22 protein-coding genes and 4 pseudogenes are annotated in these 20,862 nt (G+C 33.8%); 8 read left to right on the top strand and 18 right to left on the bottom strand.

The window, feature by feature from the left end; translation table 11 throughout:
- Window positions 1-262: 262 nt before the first annotated feature.
- From DN394_RS02635 to DN394_RS02625, 3 genes are all read right to left on the bottom strand, one after another.
- Window positions 263-1,114, bottom strand: coding sequence for a peptidylprolyl isomerase PrsA (locus DN394_RS02635; RefSeq protein ID WP_149293583.1), 852 nt, complete (start codon window positions 1,112-1,114; stop codon window positions 263-265).
- Window positions 1,115-1,291: 177 nt separating this feature from the next.
- The gene (locus DN394_RS02630; RefSeq protein ID WP_098085410.1) at window positions 1,292-2,290 is read right to left on the bottom strand and encodes a glycoside hydrolase family 25 protein; all 999 of its coding nucleotides are present in this window, start codon (window positions 2,288-2,290) and stop codon (window positions 1,292-1,294) included.
- Between the two features lie 525 nt (window positions 2,291-2,815).
- Window positions 2,816-3,406 carry a hypothetical protein gene (locus DN394_RS02625; protein WP_001157700.1) on the bottom strand — a complete coding sequence of 197 codons (591 nt, stop codon included), beginning with the start codon at window positions 3,404-3,406 and terminating at the stop codon, window positions 2,816-2,818.
- Window positions 3,407-3,681: 275 nt separating this feature from the next.
- Here DN394_RS02625 and DN394_RS02620 point away from each other — a divergent pair, with 275 nt between their 5' ends.
- The gene (locus DN394_RS02620) at window positions 3,682-3,876 is read left to right on the top strand and encodes a hypothetical protein (RefSeq protein WP_149293582.1); all 195 of its coding nucleotides are present in this window, start codon (window positions 3,682-3,684) and stop codon (window positions 3,874-3,876) included.
- Window positions 3,877-4,767: 891 nt separating this feature from the next.
- Here DN394_RS02620 and DN394_RS02615 read toward each other — a convergent pair.
- The 6 genes from DN394_RS02615 to DN394_RS02585 form a co-directional block, all read right to left on the bottom strand.
- Entirely contained in the window at window positions 4,768-5,304 is a 537-nt protein-coding gene (locus DN394_RS02615; protein ID WP_149293581.1) for a C1q-like domain-containing protein, read from the bottom strand.
- A gap of 242 nt (window positions 5,305-5,546) precedes the next feature.
- Entirely contained in the window at window positions 5,547-5,858 is a 312-nt protein-coding gene (locus DN394_RS02605) for a hypothetical protein (RefSeq protein ID WP_149293579.1), read from the bottom strand.
- On the bottom strand, window positions 5,840-6,862 hold the full coding sequence (locus DN394_RS02600) for an anti-sigma factor (protein ID WP_149293578.1): 1,023 nt from the start codon (window positions 6,860-6,862) through the stop codon (window positions 5,840-5,842). Before DN394_RS02600 ends, DN394_RS02605 begins: the two co-directional genes overlap by 19 nt.
- Entirely contained in the window at window positions 6,852-7,352 is a 501-nt protein-coding gene (locus DN394_RS02595; RefSeq protein ID WP_000401927.1) for a sigma-70 family RNA polymerase sigma factor, read from the bottom strand. The genes DN394_RS02600 and DN394_RS02595 overlap by 11 nt, the downstream gene beginning before the upstream one ends.
- Window positions 7,353-7,936: 584 nt before the next feature.
- Window positions 7,937-8,188, bottom strand: a complete 252-nt coding sequence (locus tag DN394_RS02590) for a DUF3947 family protein (protein ID WP_149293577.1) — start codon at window positions 8,186-8,188, stop codon at window positions 7,937-7,939.
- 341 nt (window positions 8,189-8,529) lie between these two features.
- Window positions 8,530-8,928, bottom strand: coding sequence for a CHRD domain-containing protein (locus tag DN394_RS02585; RefSeq protein WP_149293587.1), 399 nt, complete (start codon window positions 8,926-8,928; stop codon window positions 8,530-8,532).
- A gap of 200 nt (window positions 8,929-9,128) precedes the next feature.
- On the opposite strand from DN394_RS02585, the gene DN394_RS02580 reads away from it, so the two are divergent.
- Complete coding sequence (locus tag DN394_RS02580) at window positions 9,129-9,266, top strand: DUF3956 domain-containing protein (RefSeq protein WP_046955715.1); 138 nt, start codon at window positions 9,129-9,131, stop codon at window positions 9,264-9,266.
- A gap of 121 nt (window positions 9,267-9,387) precedes the next feature.
- Here DN394_RS02580 and DN394_RS02575 read toward each other — a convergent pair whose 3' ends face one another.
- Window positions 9,388-9,666 (bottom strand): hypothetical protein, encoded by a 279-nt coding sequence (locus tag DN394_RS02575; protein ID WP_149293576.1) that lies wholly within the window; start codon window positions 9,664-9,666, stop codon window positions 9,388-9,390.
- Window positions 9,667-9,902: 236 nt separating this feature from the next.
- Window positions 9,903-10,072 (bottom strand): annotated as a pseudogene (locus DN394_RS29950) (DUF6944 family repetitive protein); the annotation flags it as partial.
- Between the two features lie 314 nt (window positions 10,073-10,386).
- Here DN394_RS29950 and DN394_RS02570 point away from each other — a divergent pair.
- Window positions 10,387-12,387 carry a collagen-like repeat preface domain-containing protein gene (locus DN394_RS02570; protein ID WP_149293575.1) on the top strand — a complete coding sequence of 667 codons (2,001 nt, stop codon included), beginning with the start codon at window positions 10,387-10,389 and terminating at the stop codon, window positions 12,385-12,387.
- 219 nt (window positions 12,388-12,606) lie between these two features.
- Here DN394_RS02570 and DN394_RS02565 read toward each other — a convergent pair whose 3' ends face one another.
- The gene (locus DN394_RS02565) at window positions 12,607-12,960 is read right to left on the bottom strand and encodes a hypothetical protein (protein ID WP_046955713.1); all 354 of its coding nucleotides are present in this window, start codon (window positions 12,958-12,960) and stop codon (window positions 12,607-12,609) included.
- 206 nt (window positions 12,961-13,166) lie between these two features.
- Between DN394_RS02565 and DN394_RS02560 the strand changes: the two genes are divergently transcribed.
- Window positions 13,167-13,775, top strand: a complete 609-nt coding sequence (locus DN394_RS02560; RefSeq protein WP_098954003.1) for a hypothetical protein — start codon at window positions 13,167-13,169, stop codon at window positions 13,773-13,775.
- A gap of 848 nt (window positions 13,776-14,623) precedes the next feature.
- Window positions 14,624-14,728 (top strand): annotated as a pseudogene (locus DN394_RS29265) (thioredoxin domain-containing protein); the annotation flags it as partial.
- A 162-nt stretch (window positions 14,729-14,890) separates the two neighbouring features.
- On the opposite strand, the pseudogene DN394_RS02540 reads toward DN394_RS29265, so the two are convergent.
- The 4 genes and pseudogenes from DN394_RS02540 to DN394_RS02525 all read right to left on the bottom strand — a co-directional run bounded on the left by DN394_RS02540 (window position 14,891) and on the right by DN394_RS02525 (window position 17,230).
- Window positions 14,891-15,421 (bottom strand): annotated as a pseudogene (locus DN394_RS02540) (replication-relaxation family protein).
- Window positions 15,422-15,452: 31 nt separating this feature from the next.
- Window positions 15,453-16,630: pseudogene (locus tag DN394_RS02535) on the bottom strand (FtsK/SpoIIIE domain-containing protein).
- Between the two features lie 118 nt (window positions 16,631-16,748).
- Window positions 16,749-16,931, bottom strand: a complete 183-nt coding sequence (locus DN394_RS02530; protein WP_097820102.1) for a hypothetical protein — start codon at window positions 16,929-16,931, stop codon at window positions 16,749-16,751.
- A complete protein-coding gene (locus tag DN394_RS02525; RefSeq protein WP_149293574.1) occupies window positions 16,928-17,230 on the bottom strand; it encodes a hypothetical protein in 303 nt (100 codons plus the stop codon). Before DN394_RS02525 ends, DN394_RS02530 begins: the two co-directional genes overlap by 4 nt.
- Before the next feature lie 183 nt (window positions 17,231-17,413).
- On the opposite strand from DN394_RS02525, the gene DN394_RS02520 reads away from it, so the two are divergent.
- Window positions 17,414-17,632 carry a helix-turn-helix transcriptional regulator gene (locus DN394_RS02520; protein WP_098102624.1) on the top strand — a complete coding sequence of 73 codons (219 nt, stop codon included), beginning with the start codon at window positions 17,414-17,416 and terminating at the stop codon, window positions 17,630-17,632.
- On the opposite strand, the gene DN394_RS02515 is transcribed toward DN394_RS02520, so the two are convergent.
- Window positions 17,629-18,213, bottom strand: coding sequence for a restriction endonuclease (locus tag DN394_RS02515; RefSeq protein ID WP_149293573.1), 585 nt, complete (start codon window positions 18,211-18,213; stop codon window positions 17,629-17,631). The genes DN394_RS02520 and DN394_RS02515 overlap by 4 nt on opposite strands.
- Window positions 18,214-18,340: 127 nt before the next feature.
- Here DN394_RS02515 and DN394_RS02510 point away from each other — a divergent pair, with 127 nt between their 5' ends.
- Together DN394_RS02510 and DN394_RS02505 are read left to right on the top strand one after the other, a co-directional pair.
- Window positions 18,341-18,793 (top strand): SHOCT domain-containing protein, encoded by a 453-nt coding sequence (locus DN394_RS02510; RefSeq protein WP_149293572.1) that lies wholly within the window; start codon window positions 18,341-18,343, stop codon window positions 18,791-18,793.
- Window positions 18,794-18,881: 88 nt separating this feature from the next.
- Complete coding sequence (locus DN394_RS02505; protein ID WP_252197145.1) at window positions 18,882-19,856, top strand: endonuclease NucS domain-containing protein; 975 nt, start codon at window positions 18,882-18,884, stop codon at window positions 19,854-19,856.
- A 185-nt stretch (window positions 19,857-20,041) separates the two neighbouring features.
- Here the strand turns inward: DN394_RS02505 and DN394_RS02500 are convergent, their stop codons facing one another.
- A complete protein-coding gene (locus DN394_RS02500; protein ID WP_149293570.1) occupies window positions 20,042-20,635 on the bottom strand; it encodes a hypothetical protein in 594 nt (197 codons plus the stop codon).
- Window positions 20,636-20,862 lie beyond the last annotated feature (227 nt).

Raw genomic sequence — 20,862 nt, 5'->3', positions numbered from 1 at the left:
TAGCCCACGCCAATCAGACTACATGCAAATAGTGGGATAAATTAATAAATCCACTTTATATTTAATGAAATTAAGCAAGCGAAACATTATAATATCAATATTCTATGAAGCATTGATCATTCCTATTTAAAATAATTACATAAATTCCCATTGTAATTCTTAATATTTAAATGTAATATTACATTGTCTTACTATCTATTTATAACACACACACTAATTAGAAAAGGGAACCTATATAGGTTCCCTTTTCTAATTACAATCATTATTTCTTTTCTAGAAATTCAAATGTATTTTTAAATTCTTTATCATTCACTTTAATATCAGCATCTTTCAATAAATCTTTAACTACTTGCTGTTTCCATTTACCTGTCGTATCTTGTAGTCTTTGCTGTTCTAAATCTTTACGAATTTGATCTTTTACTTCATCAAATGGCTTCAATTCTTTTTTATCTGTCACTTTAATAATATGGTACCCGTAAGTTGTTTTTACCGGCTCACTTACTTGTCCTGCATCTAATTTATATGCAGCTTCCTCAAATTCTTTCACCGTTTGCCCTGGAGCAAAACCAGTTATTTCTCCGCCTTGTTCTTTTGAACCAGTATCCTCTGAATATTGCTTCGCTAAAGCTGCAAAATCTTCTCCATTATTTACTTTCTCTTTCACTTCTTTAGCAGTCTTTTCATCTTTCACTAAAATATGACTTACCTTCATTTCTGGTTTATAGTTATCTTTTACATCTTTTTCTGTGACAGTCGCTTTAATCGCTTTCTCAAATGCGATTTCTGGCTTCATTTTTTCTTTTAATTCATCTTCATTTTTTAATCCAACTTGCTCTAAAGTCGATTTGAAGTTGTCACCCATTTTATCTTTTGCTTCTTCTACTTGTTTTTTTGCTTCCTCATCTGAAACTTTATATTTATCTAGCAACGCCTTACTTAACACCATTTGGTATAAAGTACTTTCCCCATATTTTTGTCTTAATTCTTTACTTAACTCTTTCTCTGTAACATTTCCTACTTTTGATGTTACTACATTGTCTGAGGAACCACATGCCGATAATGCCAGTACTACGCATGAAATAATTGTTCCTAAAAATAGCTTTTTCTTTTTCAATTCAAAATACCTCACTTTTATTATTATATAAGAATAACTATACAATGTACTTGTGTTAACAATGTGTTTTCCACATGTAATTCATTTCATTTGAATAAACTATGTATCTTGTTCTTTTTTGTTCAAATATTAAAGGTCATCTTACTATGTATCAGTAAAATGACCCTTTACGTATTCCTATAGATTCTTAATAGTTACATGTTCTTCCAGTATCCAATTATTTTGCCCGATATCTACCGCATTTTTGGCTCTGCCCCACACACGAAAAGATTTTGATCCATCAATATTTCCTTTATAATTTATACATTCAGGCTCTGCATAGTAATTAACTCCATACCCAACGGGATATTTTGAAGATGCATAAAACCATTTCACATCAAAATGTTTTACATATACCCACTGTTTATCATTGCCTAAGCAAATCATATCTTTATTTGCGCCTCCCCAATAACCATGTAAGACTAAATATGGAGTTTTTTGAGTGATTGTACCTGTAAACTGAGGATTCGCAGGATTTTCATATAGATTTATGCCATATCCATCAGAATATTTTGAAACCGCAATACCAATACCAGTTGATCGTTGTGTATCCTCTGATTGATTTACTTGATCCGATCCTATAAACCAAGAAAGCGACTTTTTTCCTATTAATTGATTTAAATCACATTTCCCAATACCAGGAACATTTCCCGAATCAGTATATTGCCAAATATCACACGGATATGCTGGCTTATTTCCTCCATAACGAGGAATCCATACAAAATCAACTTCAATATTACGTGCTCCAAATGATACATACGTGTGATGCCCCACGTATAGCCCTACTTTTTTCGCACCTAAACGGCGTAATTCATCTATAAACGCTTGTGTCCCCCCTTGCATATCCATCATCGTTTGAATTTCTACGTCCACCACCCAAAACTTAGCAGATTTATCGCCACGACTCCAAAAATCTTGTGCCTCTTTCCTTGCATCAGCAATAGATATAAAACGACAAAATGCATAATTACCAAATGGAATACTGCGTTTCTTCATTTCATTCACATAATTTTGATACATAAAATCTACCGTATTCGAACCATCTTGAACTCTAGCAATAACTAAATCTAGCTGAGATGCTGCAATATCCCAATCAATAGTTCCATTCCATTTTGAAATATCGATAATATACCCCAATACAATTCATCCCCTTTTTAATATCATATTCAAAGCTTGTCTTATTAAAAGCCCCTTATGCCTAATACTAGCTATCTATAATATAAATAAGAAGAATCTATATTATTTTTCAAAACATATAATCTTTTAATTAAACTTCCACTAATTTTATTTATTTTTCATACAGTTCATTCACAAATTCGAGATATGCACTATCATCTATTAGTAAATAATATCAATTAATTAACCTTTCATTAGCGCTATTATTAGAAACGTTTTCATTATTACTACTCATCGATATTAATCTTCTTTAGACTAATAAACATATGTATGACAGCTAACTTTCTGTGTTTCTTACGGTTACTCTATATTAATGAAAATAATTTATCTTTCATTTCTTATATATTTTCGCATCAAACATACTATCTTTATACGCTATATATTTATCAGTGGAAATTTCAGTCACCATCCGCAATTAGCTAGACAATGTAACGTTAATACATATAAAAAAGACATTTTCTATTAAAGAAAATGTCTACTTACAATCTAGTAAAACAGTTTTGGTGTTAAATCTGTATTTTGTAATTGTGCACTCTCACCGCTCGGAACACAGCTTGTGGAGAATAAAATTGGGATATCACAAATGTCATCGTTCATTACATCATGAAATACATTTGCAGCAACACCAGTAAATGTTTGACATAAATTTGAAATATCATCATTAAAAAATTGAATCACTTGCGCAGCAAAAACTGGAAAGACAACATTTGATCCTCCAGGAAGCTGCGGCTGTACAACAACTTGTTCAAAATAAGGATTATTTTCTAACGCCACTTGAAATAAATGAGCAATTTCAAATGCATCTAGTGGACATGGAAGTGGATTTACAATGTTATTTTCATTATTAGTTACAATAACTGTTACACTTACATTCCCAAATTCTACAAAAGATTTTAGAAGCGTTGCTAACGCTATCGCTTTTTCATTACTTAACGCATGCACTAATATAATATAATTCCCGCCAACTGGAATTAGCGGACCAACTGAAACAGTTGGATCAGCACCAATTGAATTTTTTAACTCATTGAAATATGTGATCCATGGTGGTGAAAGCTGAGCTTGTACATTTTCTTGCACTCTTTCATTACCTCCTAATACAAGTCTTACTACTATAATATGTATCAAGGAAAAAAGTGTATTAGATAAATTACTTATTTTTTGCTTTTACCTATTATATCGATTAAACATTTTATAGAACATTCTCAGTTTCCAATGCATTTCCCACATTTTCACCACGCCATAAAACCCCATATTATTATCAACTCAACTAAAATTTCATATTATATTAATACGCCTTTATAATCTGAACGAAAAAGTGCAGAATAAGATACTGCATATGAGGAGCTGATTTTATGAAAAAAAAACCTATCGTGGTCAAAGTTCCACCAAACTCAAAACTAAAAATCACATTTTTCGGTCCTTATAACGAGGTAATTACAAATGTTTCTATAATTAATCAACTTTCCATACCTAAGTGTCAAACTATTACCCAATATCCAGACTATAAGAAATACGAAACTGAAGTACGATCATTATCCAATTGTTAATCCGTTCTATCCATATTTTGATTAGCTAATCGACTTCAGTAAAAAATTAAAATTACTCATTTCATGATATTCTATTGATAATCTATTGATTTTTCACACATTTTTGTTAACCGAACATATATTATCGTATGGAGATTATCCACTCATAAAACCTATCTTTCTTTAGAGCGTACTGTTTATGTATGCTCTTTTTTTATTTTCCCCTCATCCTGTACATATAAACCTGTTTACTTTTATATTTCACAGGCGATCCCCCATCCTGCTTACTTATAAACAATTTAATCAATGTGAACTCAATAATACTTCTTTATTTATTATACTTTCACTCCTCTGTTACATTAGTGTATTCACCCAAACATTATATTCATCTAATATATTTCCCTTCTAAATTGACCATAGATGTATTAAAATTCTTTATATACTCAAGGAGGTCAAATATGTTCAAGTTGCATCCCATACTACTCATCTTAGGATTTATTTTATTTTTATATAGTGTACTTGCCTTAATGTTATTCCTTTCCATACAATAGCAATACCTATGTTAAATATGTAATTTTTATATAGTAAAGAAAAAGCCCGTAATTATACGGACTTTTATGTATTTATAAATTAAGATGTCTTTTCTATTCCATAAGACGACTAGCAAATGTAATGCCTAAGAACTTTCACAACCATGTTACTTGTTTCGTTGTACTCTTTTTATTACCTGCAGAATATCTAATACTCATAATAAGCTAGCACTTTCAACCTTACTTCCTAGCATGAGAAATGCTCCTGAAATAAACTACATTTAACCTATTTACTTGTATATTTTAGAAAAACAATAATAATCCCCCACCATTTGGTAAAGGGGATTAACTAAACCTACTGAAAAGTAATTTATTCTCTTCGTTATTTAATTGGAGAAGGAAATCTTGCAGCTTCAAAATGTGAGCCGTCTTCTGAAGGACTTAAAACTCCGTCTATGCTACTTTGTGCATAAACCTCAACTTGATCTCCTTCATTCAATTGAATAATCGTCGAAACACTTACTACATTTCCAAAACCTATTGGACCGAAAAAATCATTATCTATAGCTATTGCTGCGTTTCCATTTACACGAATTTCTACACGAGCTCTATAATTTAAGCTAGGATCGTTTGGAAAGAAACCAATCGTTCCAATAATAGAGTAAACTCCCCTAGTCTTCGGAATAAAAATAGACGTTACTGGATTATACTCATTTGCTAAATCAAATTGTTCATTTTGGAACAATACCTTTACAAAAGTATTGGCAGGAACCGTTTGATCCATCGTATTTCTAGCCCTAAATGCTGATGCCCTTACAAGCATGTCCTTGTTGTTATTACACTTACTCGTGTTCTTACAACAATCATGCTGTTTCTTTTTATACTCTTTACAAAACTTACAGTAGTTATAGCAAGACATACTAGTCCCCCTTTCATGCTTATTACTACATATTATGTAAGAGAGATTCGCAATGTTTGGACGAGCTATTGTTTTAGCACTATACTTATCGCCTATTTATATACACTTGAGAGGAAAACATATTAATAAAAACACAACCTAGATGTATAGTGCAATCCATTCAAATTTAATGGATTCTTCTCTTAGCTATTTTACTTTCAATACAAAAAAGAGCGAATCTACATTCGCTCTTTTCCACATATTTATGGCCCAAAGCTTATCATCCAACCTAACATAAATCCAAATATAGCAAACAGCAGCATAAAAACAAATAAACTACATGCCCACAATGCATATTTTCGACTTTTGCTTTTTGTGATCATACCTACGACTGAGCACACCACTCCAATACCAACTATTTGCAGAAAACCTTTACCTATAAATGTTTCTTGAATAAGCAATATAATGTTCAAATACAATAGCGCTAAAAAGGCAATAATTAATGAAATAGTCCCCATCCAGGTTTCCTGTTTATACATATGATTCTTTCTTTTTTTTAAGAATGCCAATTCCATAACCTCGCTTCACCTACTTTCAATTTTCTAACTTTTTCGTGGCTCATCAATTTTTCAACTTCTACTTTAGGCCCAGTTACAACTGCCCCGTATGTTTTTACCCCATTTTTTTCAAGGAAAGAAATGCGCTTAGACAACTCTAATACTTTCGCTCTAGATAGCTTCACTGCTAAGTTTTCATGCTTCTGTAATGATTTTAAAACATCAATAAATTGTTCCTCATGGGGTGAATCACTTAAAAAAGCACCACTTGGACTTGAAATCATATTTGCTGGAAAGCCAATCGGGGCAACATACATACCCTCTTCATTCGTTTGCTTCTCCTCTAATCCTGTATTAACGGCATACCACACAATATCAATAGTAGGAAACATATCCGTTACCTCTTGTACACTTAATAATTCTCTAAAAGATACAAATGCTTCTACAACAGATTCTTGCGGAAGACCCTTTAATACTTGCGCTTCTTCGCTACTATTATAGGACGCATTATAATTATTAGGATGAGACAATACTTCGTTGTCTATATACGGGATTTCTGGAATTTTTTCATCTGTTGTATATTCACGGCTTACTTTCGTTGCTCTACTAAATACATAATCTGTTTTCTCTTCTCCTATTCGAATATCTTTCTTTCCTACTCTTTTATACAAATCAAAATGCAATTGCAAACTAAGCGGTAACAACGTTTGCTCCATGTCCCTATCTTTCAAAAATACATTTGGTTCTGTTACACTTAACGTTTGATTTACTACATTCCGTATCTCCATTGCGTTTGTAGGTGCCACTGTATAATATAAGAGTGTTGATATATATAAAATAGGTTGAATAAGTAGTAAAAAAGTAAATACAATTAAAACATTCGTAATACGTGCTCTTTTTTTACCTATTTTCAACAATTGCTCTTGTTTTCCATCAGATAGTGAAGCCGGTCTTTGATGAATAGCTTCTTGTAACAGTTCTTTATAATCATCTTGTTCAGAATGAGGTTTATCATTTGTCATTTTGACTCTTTTCCTCCTTTAACAATTCTTTTAATCTCTTTCTCCCGCGAAACATGTGACTTTTATACGTATTTAACTTTAAATCTAATACAGAAGCACCCTCTTCGTACGTTAATTGATGTACGTCACATAATAAAATAACTTGTGCCTCTATTACCGGTAGAGTATGAATAATCTGAATTAACTTTTCATAACTATTTTTTGCGACTACATACTCTTCTGTAGATTCCCTCGCTTGTATTGTCTCTAATTCCTCCGTTCCTACAAAGGTTACTTTTTTCTCTTTCCTAACAAAATCAATAAACGTATGATATGCCACTTTAAAAAGCCATGATTTTACCTTTTGATTTTCATAGTCTTCTAAATAAAGATACGCTCGATAAAAAGTCTCTTGCATCAAGTCCTCCGCTACGTGATGGCTACGAGAAAGGGAAAATAAATACCGGTACACATCGTTTATATAAACCTTATATATTTCTTCAATCTCCATCCCCCTCCTCCTTTCATATATAACACGAATAAACAAATTCAAAAGTTGCATTATTTTTCCTTTTTTCTTTTTTATTTATAAAAAAACATCATTTATACATTTTAATAACTATTTACAATTATAAATAAAATATGTGATGTCATGGCTGTAAATATCTTTCAAGATTAGAAAAAACGGGTCGAATCTTCTTTGTAGGTTACTATTCGATATAACCACAAATAGGACTTCGTTGCTACATCTCGATCTAATCCACGTAAATAAATGTTCATGTATCCTTTCATACAGAGCCATTAACCATCATTTTTCATGATAAAATAATCCCTATTTTTTCTTTAATCGGTATCATCTCATCAAAAAACACTTGTAATATGTACGGAGATTATCTCATCGACTATTTACAAATTGTAGTTGAGAACTATTTGACGCTTACATATCCCCCTCTCCATTTGCGGGTAATAAGACTCCCAAAAAATTTCGGAACATGCAAGAAAGATAGGTAGGAGCCGGATCGTCCGTATATGTCCAATTGGTGAGGACTAATAATCGGTTTGGGATACCTGCCCCCTACTGATTAAACTTTCAATTTATAGATTAAATACAGTTCCATACGGGATAGTAAGAAAAGAACTTCCATACGGTGTGATTTGATACACTGGGTAAAAATACTCCATAGATGAATAATACGGCTGGATACCTTGTTGCTGCATTTGCATTTGTTGTTGCATTTGTAACGCTTGTTGAACAGCTTGAACTGTACTTTGTGCTCCGCTAAACGTTATTGATGTACCATACGCTGGTCGCATACCTGCTTGGGTAGTAAAATATGAATAAAACATTATTTTCATCTCACTTCCGTAAATGTAATTACAATTTATGTTATGATTTTTTATTTCAGTGGGTGTGGAGAATTAATCTATTAGCTTTGATTAAGTTTAAAGAATTTTATAATCTGTTACACTTGCATACTTCATTTACAAGGTTCATCTACTAATACTAATTTAATTTTTGGAGGGGCATTTCATTAACAAGTTTCTGATAACTATTTTTTAAATTCGACCACTTTCAAAATTTTAGAAATGAATGTTCAAGATTACTAAAAATAGATTACTTATCTATACAACCTTCACAAAATAAAAACACCCTAAATGGATGCTTTATTTTTCACTACTTTTATTCATTAACAATAATTCAATTGTCCTCGTATTTCACCATTAGAATGTTGTACTGTATGAACATTAATATATATGTTTCCAGATATGATTTCATTTACAAGAGTACCTAATGTTTGACCCGCTAACAGCCCGACCAAATCTTCTTGAGTAATCATTCCCGTAAGAGTTGCACACTCCATTGAAACTGGATTTGTTATAGGTCCAAATAAAAAAGCTACAACAGGACCGTTCGTTCCTTTTGACCCAAGATGCAGATGGGCAGCTACTACATCCTCTATATCGAATAAATCTAGCTTGAATTTTAAGCTAAGCTTGTCCGGGCTTAATTTAAAGAAAGCCTCTCCTCGAGCACCTGTTTCTACTGGTGGAACTTCATTCCTACCGTGTAACTTTGCAAAGAACATATTTACTACTCCTACGTTTTTATATACTCCTAATATATTCTTGTCCTTCATATATGGTGTTAATTAATCAGGTATTAGTCTACTTAATTTTTTTATACTATAGGTTAAATTATCAATTCCACTAAATTCATTAATCTGACTATTACGTATTAAAATTTTATTCATATACTATATTAGATTACTCGGAAGGAGGCGAAAGTATGGATAGCTGTGTTTTGTTCGTTAATGGACAACCTCTTTTAGTGGTCTCAGTCGCTGGAATCGAAATTGCTAGATTAGAACTTTCTCTTCAAGTAGCATTGACCTTAATAGCATTAGGAATTCCAATCTGTGCATAAACGTTAGGTATCTATTCAAAAGAGAGCTTAGGCTCTCTTTTTTATTTTTATTTTTCCTTCACAACAAAAAAAGACACCACTAAAAGCACGGCATCGCGTTAAATAACTGCTATTTGTTTAATCATTTCTTCACTAGCAACCCTAATTCATGTAGAATTTCTGAGAACGAATAGCCATATGCAAAACCTACAATACGAATCCCTGGAATCAATCTATGTTCTAAATTTTCATTGTATGTTTTCTTATAATACTTTAATTTAGAATCTATACTGTATTTGTCGTTAATAATTACTTCATCCCTATGAAATCCATCCATTTCAATCTGAACAGCTACGTACTCTGCTCCCTCAATAAAGGCTTTATTATAACACTTTTCTAATTCTTCTAATGTCACTCCCATTATTAAGCTCCTTTCCAAATGGGTGTTTTGTTCAATAAAAAAGAGCATCTAGATCAGTAGATGTGGAGATATATAAAAGGTAAGCTCTTGGAGTATTTAATAGATTATAAACTAGTTGCTTGTCCTACAATATATTATATGATTTTCATATAAAAATGGTTCATCAAAAAACAAGGTGAAAATTACTCATTGTCATTTTAGAAAATAGTTACATTTTATTTTTTTAAACTAGTCTATCAATCGCTCCCTTCCAACTCCTCATTTTCTTCACGTATTTGTCCAATTAATGAAATTACGGAACCGACGGCTTGTATCCAACTTCCTGCTATTTCTATCAGCTGTCTTCCTTTATTTTTTCATTCGGTTCGCTATTTATTTGAGTGTTTAAATTTTTTCCATTTATATTACTTTTCCTATAAAACAAAGTAGTTTTTGCAAATAGATGATTTCTTCACTAGAACACTTAATAAATTACTCTTTTATGTTTTAAGTTAATAAAAATATATGTCCATTTTGTTTTCTAGCCTTACTTACACTTCCTGTTAATAACTAAGTATTGATTATACGTCCCATAAGAACGTCTCGATTTTCTAAACATATACTTAGAAGAAAAATATTCCTGAACATTACACAAATACTTACAAATCCTTTAAATGCAGAAGAAAATACAAACTCTTAAAGCATACTTAACGATGATAAAATTTTAAAAAGGAGGTAATTATGAAAAATAATCAAAACTCAAACGATCCGTGCAAAAAATTCCAATTTCCCTGTTTTATTTCTATATCCTCTTGTGATCAAAGTAATTGTTGTACACCTGTTTTTTTCTCATTTTCTCAGCAACAAGAATTATTGTCCCTAATTAACCAATTAAATCAAGCTATCCTTTCTTTCTTTACCACGCCAAATCCGACAACTATACAAATACTCCAATCATCATTACAAGCGTTAAATGATTTAATCATTGCAGTACAACCAAATACTCCAAATAAAAATTTAGTTATACGAACTATCACTCAATTAATCAATTCTTTGCCTACTGCATCTCTTACTCAAATCTCTGCGTTATTCCAATTTCTATTCCAAAATTTATCTTCGCTCATTAGTTGTTCCAATATATCGGACCCATTGTTACAACAAACATTCAACTTAATTTTGCAAGGAATATTGAATAGTTCTCTATTAAATATTATCGGAATACCCGGTCCTACTGGAGCGACAGGACCTAGAGGATTTCCAGGACCTAAAGGAGCTACTGGTCCTCAAGGTGTGCAAGGTATTCAAGGGCCAGAAGGACCAGAAGGATCTACTGGTCCTCAAGGTGTGCAAGGGCTTCAAGGACCTGAAGGACTTGCAGGAGCTACTGGTCCTCAAGGCGTAGAAGGTATTCAAGGCGTGGAAGGACCAGAAGGACCTACGGGACCTCAAGGTGTGCAAGGCATTCAAGGACCGCCTGGACCACCAGGCCCCACTGGCTCTGGGACTGGAATGGGAGTTCCTGGACCACCAGGGCCGACTGGACCTCAGGGAGTACAAGGCATTCAAGGGCCGGAAGGACCAGAAGGAGCTACTGGACCTCAAGGGGTGCAAGGCATGCAAGGGCCGGAAGGACTCGAAGGGCCGACTGGACCTCAAGGGGTGCAAGGCATGCAAGGACCGGAAGGACCAGAAGGGCCGACTGGACCTCAAGGGGTGCAAGGTATTCAGGGGCCAGAAGGACCACCAGGGCCAACTGGAGATTGTGAGTGTCCACCGGGGCCGACTGGACCGACTGGGCCAACTGGGCCAACCGGACCGACTGGACCTTCATGTAATTTTCTTGTTTATGTTACAAACGCAGGGGTCATAGATGATCCAACAGATGATACAGTATCTGTAATTAACACCGGAACAAATACAGTTGTTGCAACAATTACTGTAGATAATGCACCACTCGAAGTAACAGTCTCACCAAATGGAACTCGCGCTTATGTTACTAATATTTTTTCTAATACCGTTTCTGTTATTAATACTGCCACTAATATAGTTGTCGCTACCATCCCTGTTGGATCTAATCCAATCGGTGTAGCTGTTACTCCAAATAACACAACTGTTTATGTTGGAAATCACGGTAATAATACGGTTTCTGTTATAAATGCTGCTACTAACACAGTTTTTGCTACCATTCCCGTTGGCAACGCTCCGCAAGGAATCACTGTTTCTCCAAATGGAACCTTTGCATATGTTGCAAACGAATTAAGCAACAATATTTCTGTTATTAATACTGCTACTAATACAGTTAGTGCTACCATTTCTGTTGGCATTCGTCCTAGAATAATCGTCTTTACACTAGATGGTACTCGTGCGTATGTCACAAATCAAAACAGCAATACTGTTTCTGTTATTGACACCGCTACTAATTCCGTAATTAATACAATTAACGTAGGGACTGAACCGGTTGGTATAGATATTACACCAGATGGCACACGTATTTACGTTGTAAATAAAGTTAGTAATAATGTATCAGTAATAAGCGTGGCGACAAATACTGTAATTAATACAATTCCTGTTGCCTTATCCCCGGATCAAGTAACCATCATACCAGATGGCACTCTCGCCTACGTTACAAACCAAGGTAGCAATACTGTTTCTGTTATCAATACTGCTACAAATACGGTAATAGATACGGTTCCAGTAGGCGTTGCTCCAACTGGTATAGCAACTGGAACTATTTGTGAATAAAAAAAAACAGAGAGCCAAAAATATATGTCTCTCTGTTTTTTTGCGTTCCTTAAAAACTTCATTTCATACCCCCCTTGTATGAAATGAAGTAACTGATTAACTTCACGAACTTGAAAAACAGTCACAAATTATCTATATCACTCTCTAATCATATTTTCTAATCTTCTAAAATTCTTTTACAAAATAAAAAAGCAGCTGTTAAGCTACTTTACATTCGTTTTATCCCCAAGTGAAATGATATATATATTCTCCCGTTACCCTTTGATTAATCCCATTAATTCTAGCAAACCTCATTAAGTCCGCCCCTTGAAGAAAATACATCGCAAGCATTACTGGCACTTGTGACCACATAAACTGATAAAGCTCCTCGACTCTCAAGTTTGTCGAAACAATTAAATCATTTACAGGTCCTTGATTCCATACAGAAGTTCTAACTGAAATAAACGGAAGATCCTTCCCATTAACCACTATTCTTGCCATGCTTTGAGTTATGTCCACATCAATTCCCTCCATCATTACAAAAATCGGACCTGTGTATTTACTCCTATGGTTATAAATATTCTCGACTTTCATAAATGACTAAGGCAAACCTCTATTTTTCACTTCTATTCAAATGAATTTATTTATTACAGTAAAAAACAAATGAAATTTTAATATTACTCTCCCTCAACTTCCATGTGTATGAACATAGGTTTTTCTAGCATCTAGTTCACCTCCTTAAAAATGCAGGATTTCCCTTTCCAATATTGAATTAGTAACATTCGGAAAGGAGGTGTAACATGGCGGAAATTAAAGTGGGACTTACACAATTTTTAGACTTCACACTGAAAAGTAGTGCAGCTAAAACAAATTTTGTAAAGAATTTAAAATCTCAACCTGAATACCACCCGGTTTTTGATTACTGGAAACAATTACGAGAAACTGTTATTAAATTTCATAAAAACGAACTACCTTTTGACTGTTTTGAAACATTAGTACAAACTGTTGATCAGAAAAAAAAGCAAAACTACATTGATGTTATAAAGCAGTACAAAAAATTTATTAAAAACAAAGACATCTCTTGGTTTGATCCAGGTAAGTCACATTGGTTATCAGATAATTTAATCGTCCGCTCATCACCTGAACTCGGTTTGCTCATTAATGATGAGCCGCATCTTATTAAACTATTTTTCAAAGGAAAAAAAGAGCGAATTGATAAATATAACATCAACTCAACACTGACATTATTAAATGAATCAACATTTTCAAATGAATATAACGATGCGAATTATACTGTCCTTAACATCCAAAAGAACAGAATGTATACGAATAACTCTATTAATAATGATCATTTAATAGCTCTTGAATCAGAAGCCCACCAACTTTCTTATTTATGGAATAAGATATAAAGGGTATAGGTATCTCTTTCAATACCTTGTCCATGCATAATTTGGCACAATTTTCACAAATCCAATTCGTTTCTTTTAATTGAAGCTCACCTTCTTGTTTCTCACAAACAATGCAGGGTGGGCGTTTTTTGAAAACAGTTTCTTTACCCATTTCAACATCCTAATTTCTCCCTTGTTAGTCACGCTTCTTTCACCCACATTACTTTATTTGGTTGTGATTATTGCTGGAACTTAGATAACGCCACCCTAATCTCTCCTCTCACAACTTCACGAATAAGTTCTTATAATGATTCCTCTAAATTCATACATGCATCCCCTACATCATTTTTTGAATTTCCTGCTTGTTGTTTAATTCACTCATAAAATTTATGAGTGATCATCCACCGTTTACCTTCTCTAAGTACCGGAAAGAGATTGCTTGTTTTATCCGACATCACATTACGGGCACTTCATAAACTTCTCCTAAAAATATGTGAGAAAAGAACGTTATAGCGATGGCTATCATGAATACAATTTGAATTACCCTACTTATAATAGTAACCTTACAATTCAGAAGTTTGACACAAACCTAGAAAAAGCTTATAAAGAAAAGTGAGGTTCCTAATATTCGTTTCTAGTTTCTAAGGTATACTTCCGAAGATCATTAGCGAACGTTTAGGACTTAACAGAGTAGGTATCACATCGGACAATCACTTCCATGTTCTACCAGTACTTCAAGAAACTGCGGTGGATCAATTTGCAAACGAATTATTCTGAAATGAAAAGCTCTCGTTAGGAGTTTTCATTTCACAGCAAATACACCAACTAAACAACCAAAAATATTGATAGTGAAAAAGGAGAAACAAAACATGAAAGAAATCAAATCAGAACAGGAATTCAAAGACATCATCGCAAGTGAGGAGCCAGTAGTTGTTAAGTTCTTTACTACATGGTGCCCAGATTGCGTTCGGGTGAAGTAGTACGAATTATGTATGATTATGCAACGTTAATAAGCGTTAATATATAAAGGTTTAGAGGACATATCAGCGACCATTTCCCTCTTGCCATTATTAAGAAGTATTCGTTTAGTTTGCATTTTCGTTTGCAATTTGGTTTGCAAACTTGTTAGCACTTTTTTATATCTCTTCTATTACATACACCTTCACAAACACATCATATTTAGCTGCTAATTCTTCCAGTTTCTTTTCTCTATATTTAGTCACTGTAAAGAAATAAATGACTGGCATTTTTCCGTTATGTTTTTGTTTATAAATTTGCGTAAGTTCTTCATATTTTTTCAACTTCTCTTCATTCACTTTCATTTTCTGCGTGCGATCCACTTCAACCGCATGAAGTATATCTTCTTCATCACGAAACTTCACATCAGGAATTATTCTCTTTTTCTCTTTGTTCTTTATATAACGTATATCCGTTTCAATCTGCCAATCATCTGGACAGAATAAATGTAACCATGCTTCATTCCGTAATAATGCATGTGCAAGCTTTCATCTCGAAACAACCTTACCGTCATCACCAAACATGGCATGCCCCTCTTTATTGAGATAATACACATATTCTTTCCCTTGCATCGTCTTACTCAAATACGGCTTCAAATCGCCCATAATTCTGTTTGCATTTCGGATACCACCCATATCATGCACACTCATTACGTGTCTTCTTGTTGCAAACTGCAATTTCCTAATCGTCGCAAGTATCGCCATCTGACGGTTGATTTTCATGTGACTCTGGATGTTCATGTTTTTCCACCTCATATTCTTTTAGATGTTTCCACATAACCACGTCATCAATATATGGCACTTGCAGTACGGTGAAGCTTTCCTTCATATATATAGCTCTTCCTGGAATAGATGGTAGTTGCTCTAATCCGGACTGATCAATGACAACTTCTGATGCAGTACGAGTCGGTAAACGGAAACCAAGTTTTGCATTCGCCATCTGTTTTACTACCCTCGGCAATGTATCTCCTGTCGGATATTGCGTACAGAAGACAATACGAAACCCAAGTGCCCCTCCAACACGCGCAATATGACTAAGCATGTATTGGCACTCTTCCAGCATTTTATTATGAGCTCTCGGCAACCCTTTGGCAGGAGCAAGCACCACTCCTTCATCCACTACAATGAAATACCGGTCTTTTACTTTCGTGTGAACAATATTCTTGATGCCACGTTCTTTCATGAACTTCCCGCGCTCATGCATTTTCTCCATCACTTTCAGCAGCATTCCGTGTGCTTGCTCTGATGTTTCTGCAATTTGTTCAACTTGTTTCAGCTTTTTATATTCGCTAAATTCGAGCCCTTCTTCTTTTAAATCAATTAAATAAAAATGCGCATGATCCGGATTTGCTAATGATAAGGAAGCAAACATATTTTTAAGGAAGACTGTTTTCCCCATGCGAATTAATCCACCTACAGCCATATGCGGCGTTTCATCAAAATCGTGATAAACAATTGTTTCTAAACTCTGACCAACTGGAATACACCATTTCCCTTTCGTTACTAAATCCATTGACCATGACCAGTTCTTCGGAATACACGGATATTCAATTTATAATTATCGTACTGAATACGTACTGGTTTATTTAATCCTTCTGAAACCACATCTTCTACCTTCTGAATAATTTTACTCGGCATGCCTAACGGCAAGATGTATACATAAGTCGTACTACGATCATCATCAATTTGTTTTTGGAACTTTGGATATTGTAATTTTTCTTCATTATTTCTTTTGATCGCAATTCCAGCTACCTCAAAAAACACCTGTATTTTTCGCTTATCATAATTTTTACTTTTGAACTTTTCACCGAATAATGCCACTGTCAAACCTGCAGCCGGAACGAGTAATAATTCAATCATTTTCTCCACTCCCCATATACCCTTTATAAGGGTATATATCCCTTATTTTTGGAAGACTCCCGTACGTGCTATATGTTAACGACCTGTAAATGTCCCGCAATTCCATGTTGATATTCCCCTATAGAAACGCGAAAAGAACATAACGTAGAAGATACAAGAACGAGCCTGTGAGCGTTGTGTACATGGTCATACGTGGAAGCCAATGTGGAACACTCTGCCCCATTTTCTCTGCAACCTTCATCGTAATCACTGACAAGCCAGTCGCCGTCCATACCACTATCGCTTCTCCTACGATTGTCATTTGAATCCCTCTTTTCGAATGAGTTGTAATCCCTTCGGTGTCATAACCGGTTGATAGTCATTAATGACATCTCCCCAATCAAGCATCTCATCCTCATCTTCGTATAAATCCTCCATGATATCGTTTGATAAACGGTAATAGCCTTTATACTCACGATTATCAAAAACCTCATGTCTTTCCATGTGGTCCACAATTGCATTTGTTTCTTTTTTACCACTTGCCCCTCTATACATACTTCTTAATTCTTTTGATGGATACAGGTAAGGCGTTTCATTTAAATGTGAGTATTGCCAATGCATACGCGCCCTCTTCCCTCTTGGTGTCCTTGATTCCACTTGGTATTCCTCGTGGTCTTGATATAGGTATATGACCTGGAAAGAAGGATTTTGCCTGTCTATACAAATTTAATTATGATTTTTTTACAAATTATATTTTGAAGGTAATTCCCTTTACAATATGGAATAATTCAACAGGTGATGATAATGATCATTTTGAAGAGTAATATTGGAGAATTATTAAAACACAGTGGATTAAAAGGAAAGTGGATTGCTCAACGATTAAATATAAGCCAGAATCAAATGAGTAATTATGTAACGGGTAAATCTTATCCACCAGTAGACAAAGCATTTGAGTTAGCCAAAATATTCGATTGTAAGGTCGATGATTTATACGAGGTCCAAGAAAAAGACCCTGCTGGTTAATTACTAGCAGGGTTTAGTGCATATTGAGGTAACGGTTGGCCCTCAATAGATTCCATATACATTTCAGCCAATCTTGATCCATCGATTAGTTGTACATTCAATTCTTCAGCATATTTTTTTGCATTTTTTGAAAAACCACCTGTTGATACTACATAACCACCTTTCGCCTCTCTTTTGGCAATATTACTATGCACCAGGGCAATTGCTTTATAGGACATATCGTTACATAAACACTTCACCTGCCCCAGATAAAGGTCACCGTTTACTGTATGTTCAAAGTCTACACCATAATCACCTGTAGCTACCGTTACAAATGCAGAACCACCATAATATTTTTCAAACACATCAGCAACAAAAGCTTCAAATTCTAACGGTGTTTGACGGATGAATACTGATGAACACTTTTCATTTTCTAACGGCTTCATAAATCGATAATAAAGCCCCATTGCTAAAGTACGTTTAAACTCTTCATCTTTATTAAAACGAGCAATGAGTTGGTATAAATGATGGTCTTTTCTTCTTTTATAGACATACCACGAAATGTAAAGTATACCTGCTATCACTAGAAAAGCATATAACATATTCAAACCTCCTTAGAGGTAGTATTTCTTACAAAAATATTTTTATTAAGTAACTTTTTGTAAAATTATCTGAATTATTCGATATAATTGATATTGCCTTACCAATACATATCGAGGAGGATTTTTCATGGAAGCAACAGGAGTAAATGGACAATTACAAGTTGAAGGGAACAAAATCGTCATTAAACGAAAAAGTATGCTTGCAAAAATGTCACAAGGCTTAAAGGGAGATAAAGAAATCCTAATCAAACACTTATCTTCTATTCAATTTAAACATGCTGGAACATTTACAAATGGCTATATTCAATTTGCTTTTTCTGGAGGGAAAGAAAATAAAGGTGGGCTTTTCGACGCTACAAAAGATGAGAATTCAATAATGTTTAGTAAAAAACAACAACCCAATTTCCTGAAACTCAAAGCATTAATTGAACAAAAGATGGATGAACAGCATTCCCCTGCACCTACAAATGCTTCTGGTGATGTTGCCGATCAAATCAAAAAACTAGCCGACTTGCGTGATAGCGGTATCCTAACAAATGAAGAATTTGACGCGAAGAAGAAACAATTACTTGGAATATAAAAAAGCCGCCCAACAGGTCGGCTTCTTTTCATACATTCTTTCGTATAATCTATATGAAACATTTCCATAATGCTAATGGAGGTGTTAGATGATGGATGATTATTTTAATAATGGTGTGGAACTTTTACTCGATAAAGATACCTTTTTGGAAAAATACGGTTGTGTAAAAATAGAATATAGAGAATATGAGAACCGAAGATATTATATTTATGCTTTCGATAACGCCCTGCCAGAATGGGATTTTAATACAGGAAAGTTACTCATGGTTACACAAGATGAAGAAATTATAGATTCGATAAAATCACAAGTATTCTTTCTTGAATTAGGGAGTTTTTTTTGCAAAGAGTGTTTTAGAAAAAAAGAGGTAGAAAGATTATCTAACACAAAAGAAACAAAATACTGGTTTCATGGTTTTTGGGAGAAGACACCTGAGAAAACTAAACAATTATTACAAAGTGAAATATTATTTTCAATAAATAATCTTGACTGGTCACATGTAGAGGATATTACTAGTAAAGAACCTTCTGTATTTTTCGGCCTATGTTCGACTTACTGTATACCTCGAGAGAAATGGGAAAACAACAAGGATATTAAAGAGCAGAAAGAAAAAATGGACATGATATGGAAGAAATTAATAACTAACGAAATAATTAATGGCACAGAGAGCCTATTAGAGGATTTTCTATGTGATTTTATAGACCTTATTGAAGATGGTATGAAATTTGTTGAAAGACAACACAAAGTAGATTATGGTGTCATCGATATTTTGGCTGAAGATAAAAATGGAGTTAAATGTGTTATTGAATTAAAAATTGTTGATGATGATAAAGGGATTACATGGCAATCAGCTTATTATCCCACTTGTTTTAAAGAGGAAGTACGTATGATTACAATCGCCCCTAATTATTCAAGTAAAATTTACCGTGCCTTGCAAAATGTGCAGAATGTTGAGATGAAAGTGTTTGGTAAAGGTAAAAATGGGCAATTAGAAATCAAAGACTTTGAAGTAGAAGTTACTAAAACAGAAGAAATTGAACATGAAATAATTGAAGATGCAATTTAAAAAGCCACCCAATAGGATGGCTTTTTTTATTTGTGCCTTAAATAACTATACTCTATTGTCCAATCCTCCCTCCTATTCGTCGCATAACAATTACTAAATAGGAGGTATGTATATATATATTGGTAGCACACTGCTATAGATAAGAAATGATTCATTTCAAACTAAGGTACTTATTTACAATCACTTTAGTTTGAAATTTTTTTAATATATTTTTTTAAGTAGAGATCTGTGTATTTCACTTCATTCATTCTTAAATACATCCTCAATTCATTAATCTTTAACAATATCTCTTCCATTGCTTTAATCACTACTTCGAGATATTTATCAAAATTTAGTATAATATCACCTTGAAAATTACTTTTGCGAGTTTTCCCAAAAATAACAAAGAGATCATTATAAGATTCCCTAACCTTAATAAACGTTATCTCATCAATGTGAATTGCAGGGGTGCATAAGGTTTCTCGCTTCCCTAATATTTGCTTGTCAAAATATTTATTCAGGTTTTCATAGAACTTCACTTTTTCATTATCTTTATCAACATCTTTAAACGAATTAAACTTATATTGAAGTTTTGCCACTTCAGTCTTAAATTCCATAGTTTCACTCTGCATCCTACTTAACTCTGCTTCTAACTCCAATATAGATTCTACTTGCTTTTGACGCGCTTCTTTCTTTTCTTTCGACCTCGCAATTGTAAAGGTAATTAATCCACCTGTTACTGCACCAAAAAATGCACTTCCAAATGGTAATAAATCTTTTAATGCCAGTTCTATATTCATCGTTACCTCCAAATTTCAATCCTTAATATCTTAATGGATAATAACATAAATATTAAGATTTAAAAAAGAAAGTCCACTCAACATTAAGCAGACCCTCTTTTTTACTTAACTTCATACCACCAACCTTTCATCCCATTTAATTACTCATCTGACATTTATTCAAATAAAAAAATCACACATACACAATTCCATTTTGTTATAAAATTCACAAATTCCCCCTAAAAAAT

It is taken from the genome of Bacillus sp. BB081 (assembly GCF_008368895.1).
GTDB lineage: Bacteria > Bacillota > Bacilli > Bacillales > Bacillaceae_G > Bacillus_A > Bacillus_A wiedmannii.
Note: the sequence above shows the minus strand (reverse complement) of the source record. Positions and strands in the feature narration are given on the sequence as shown.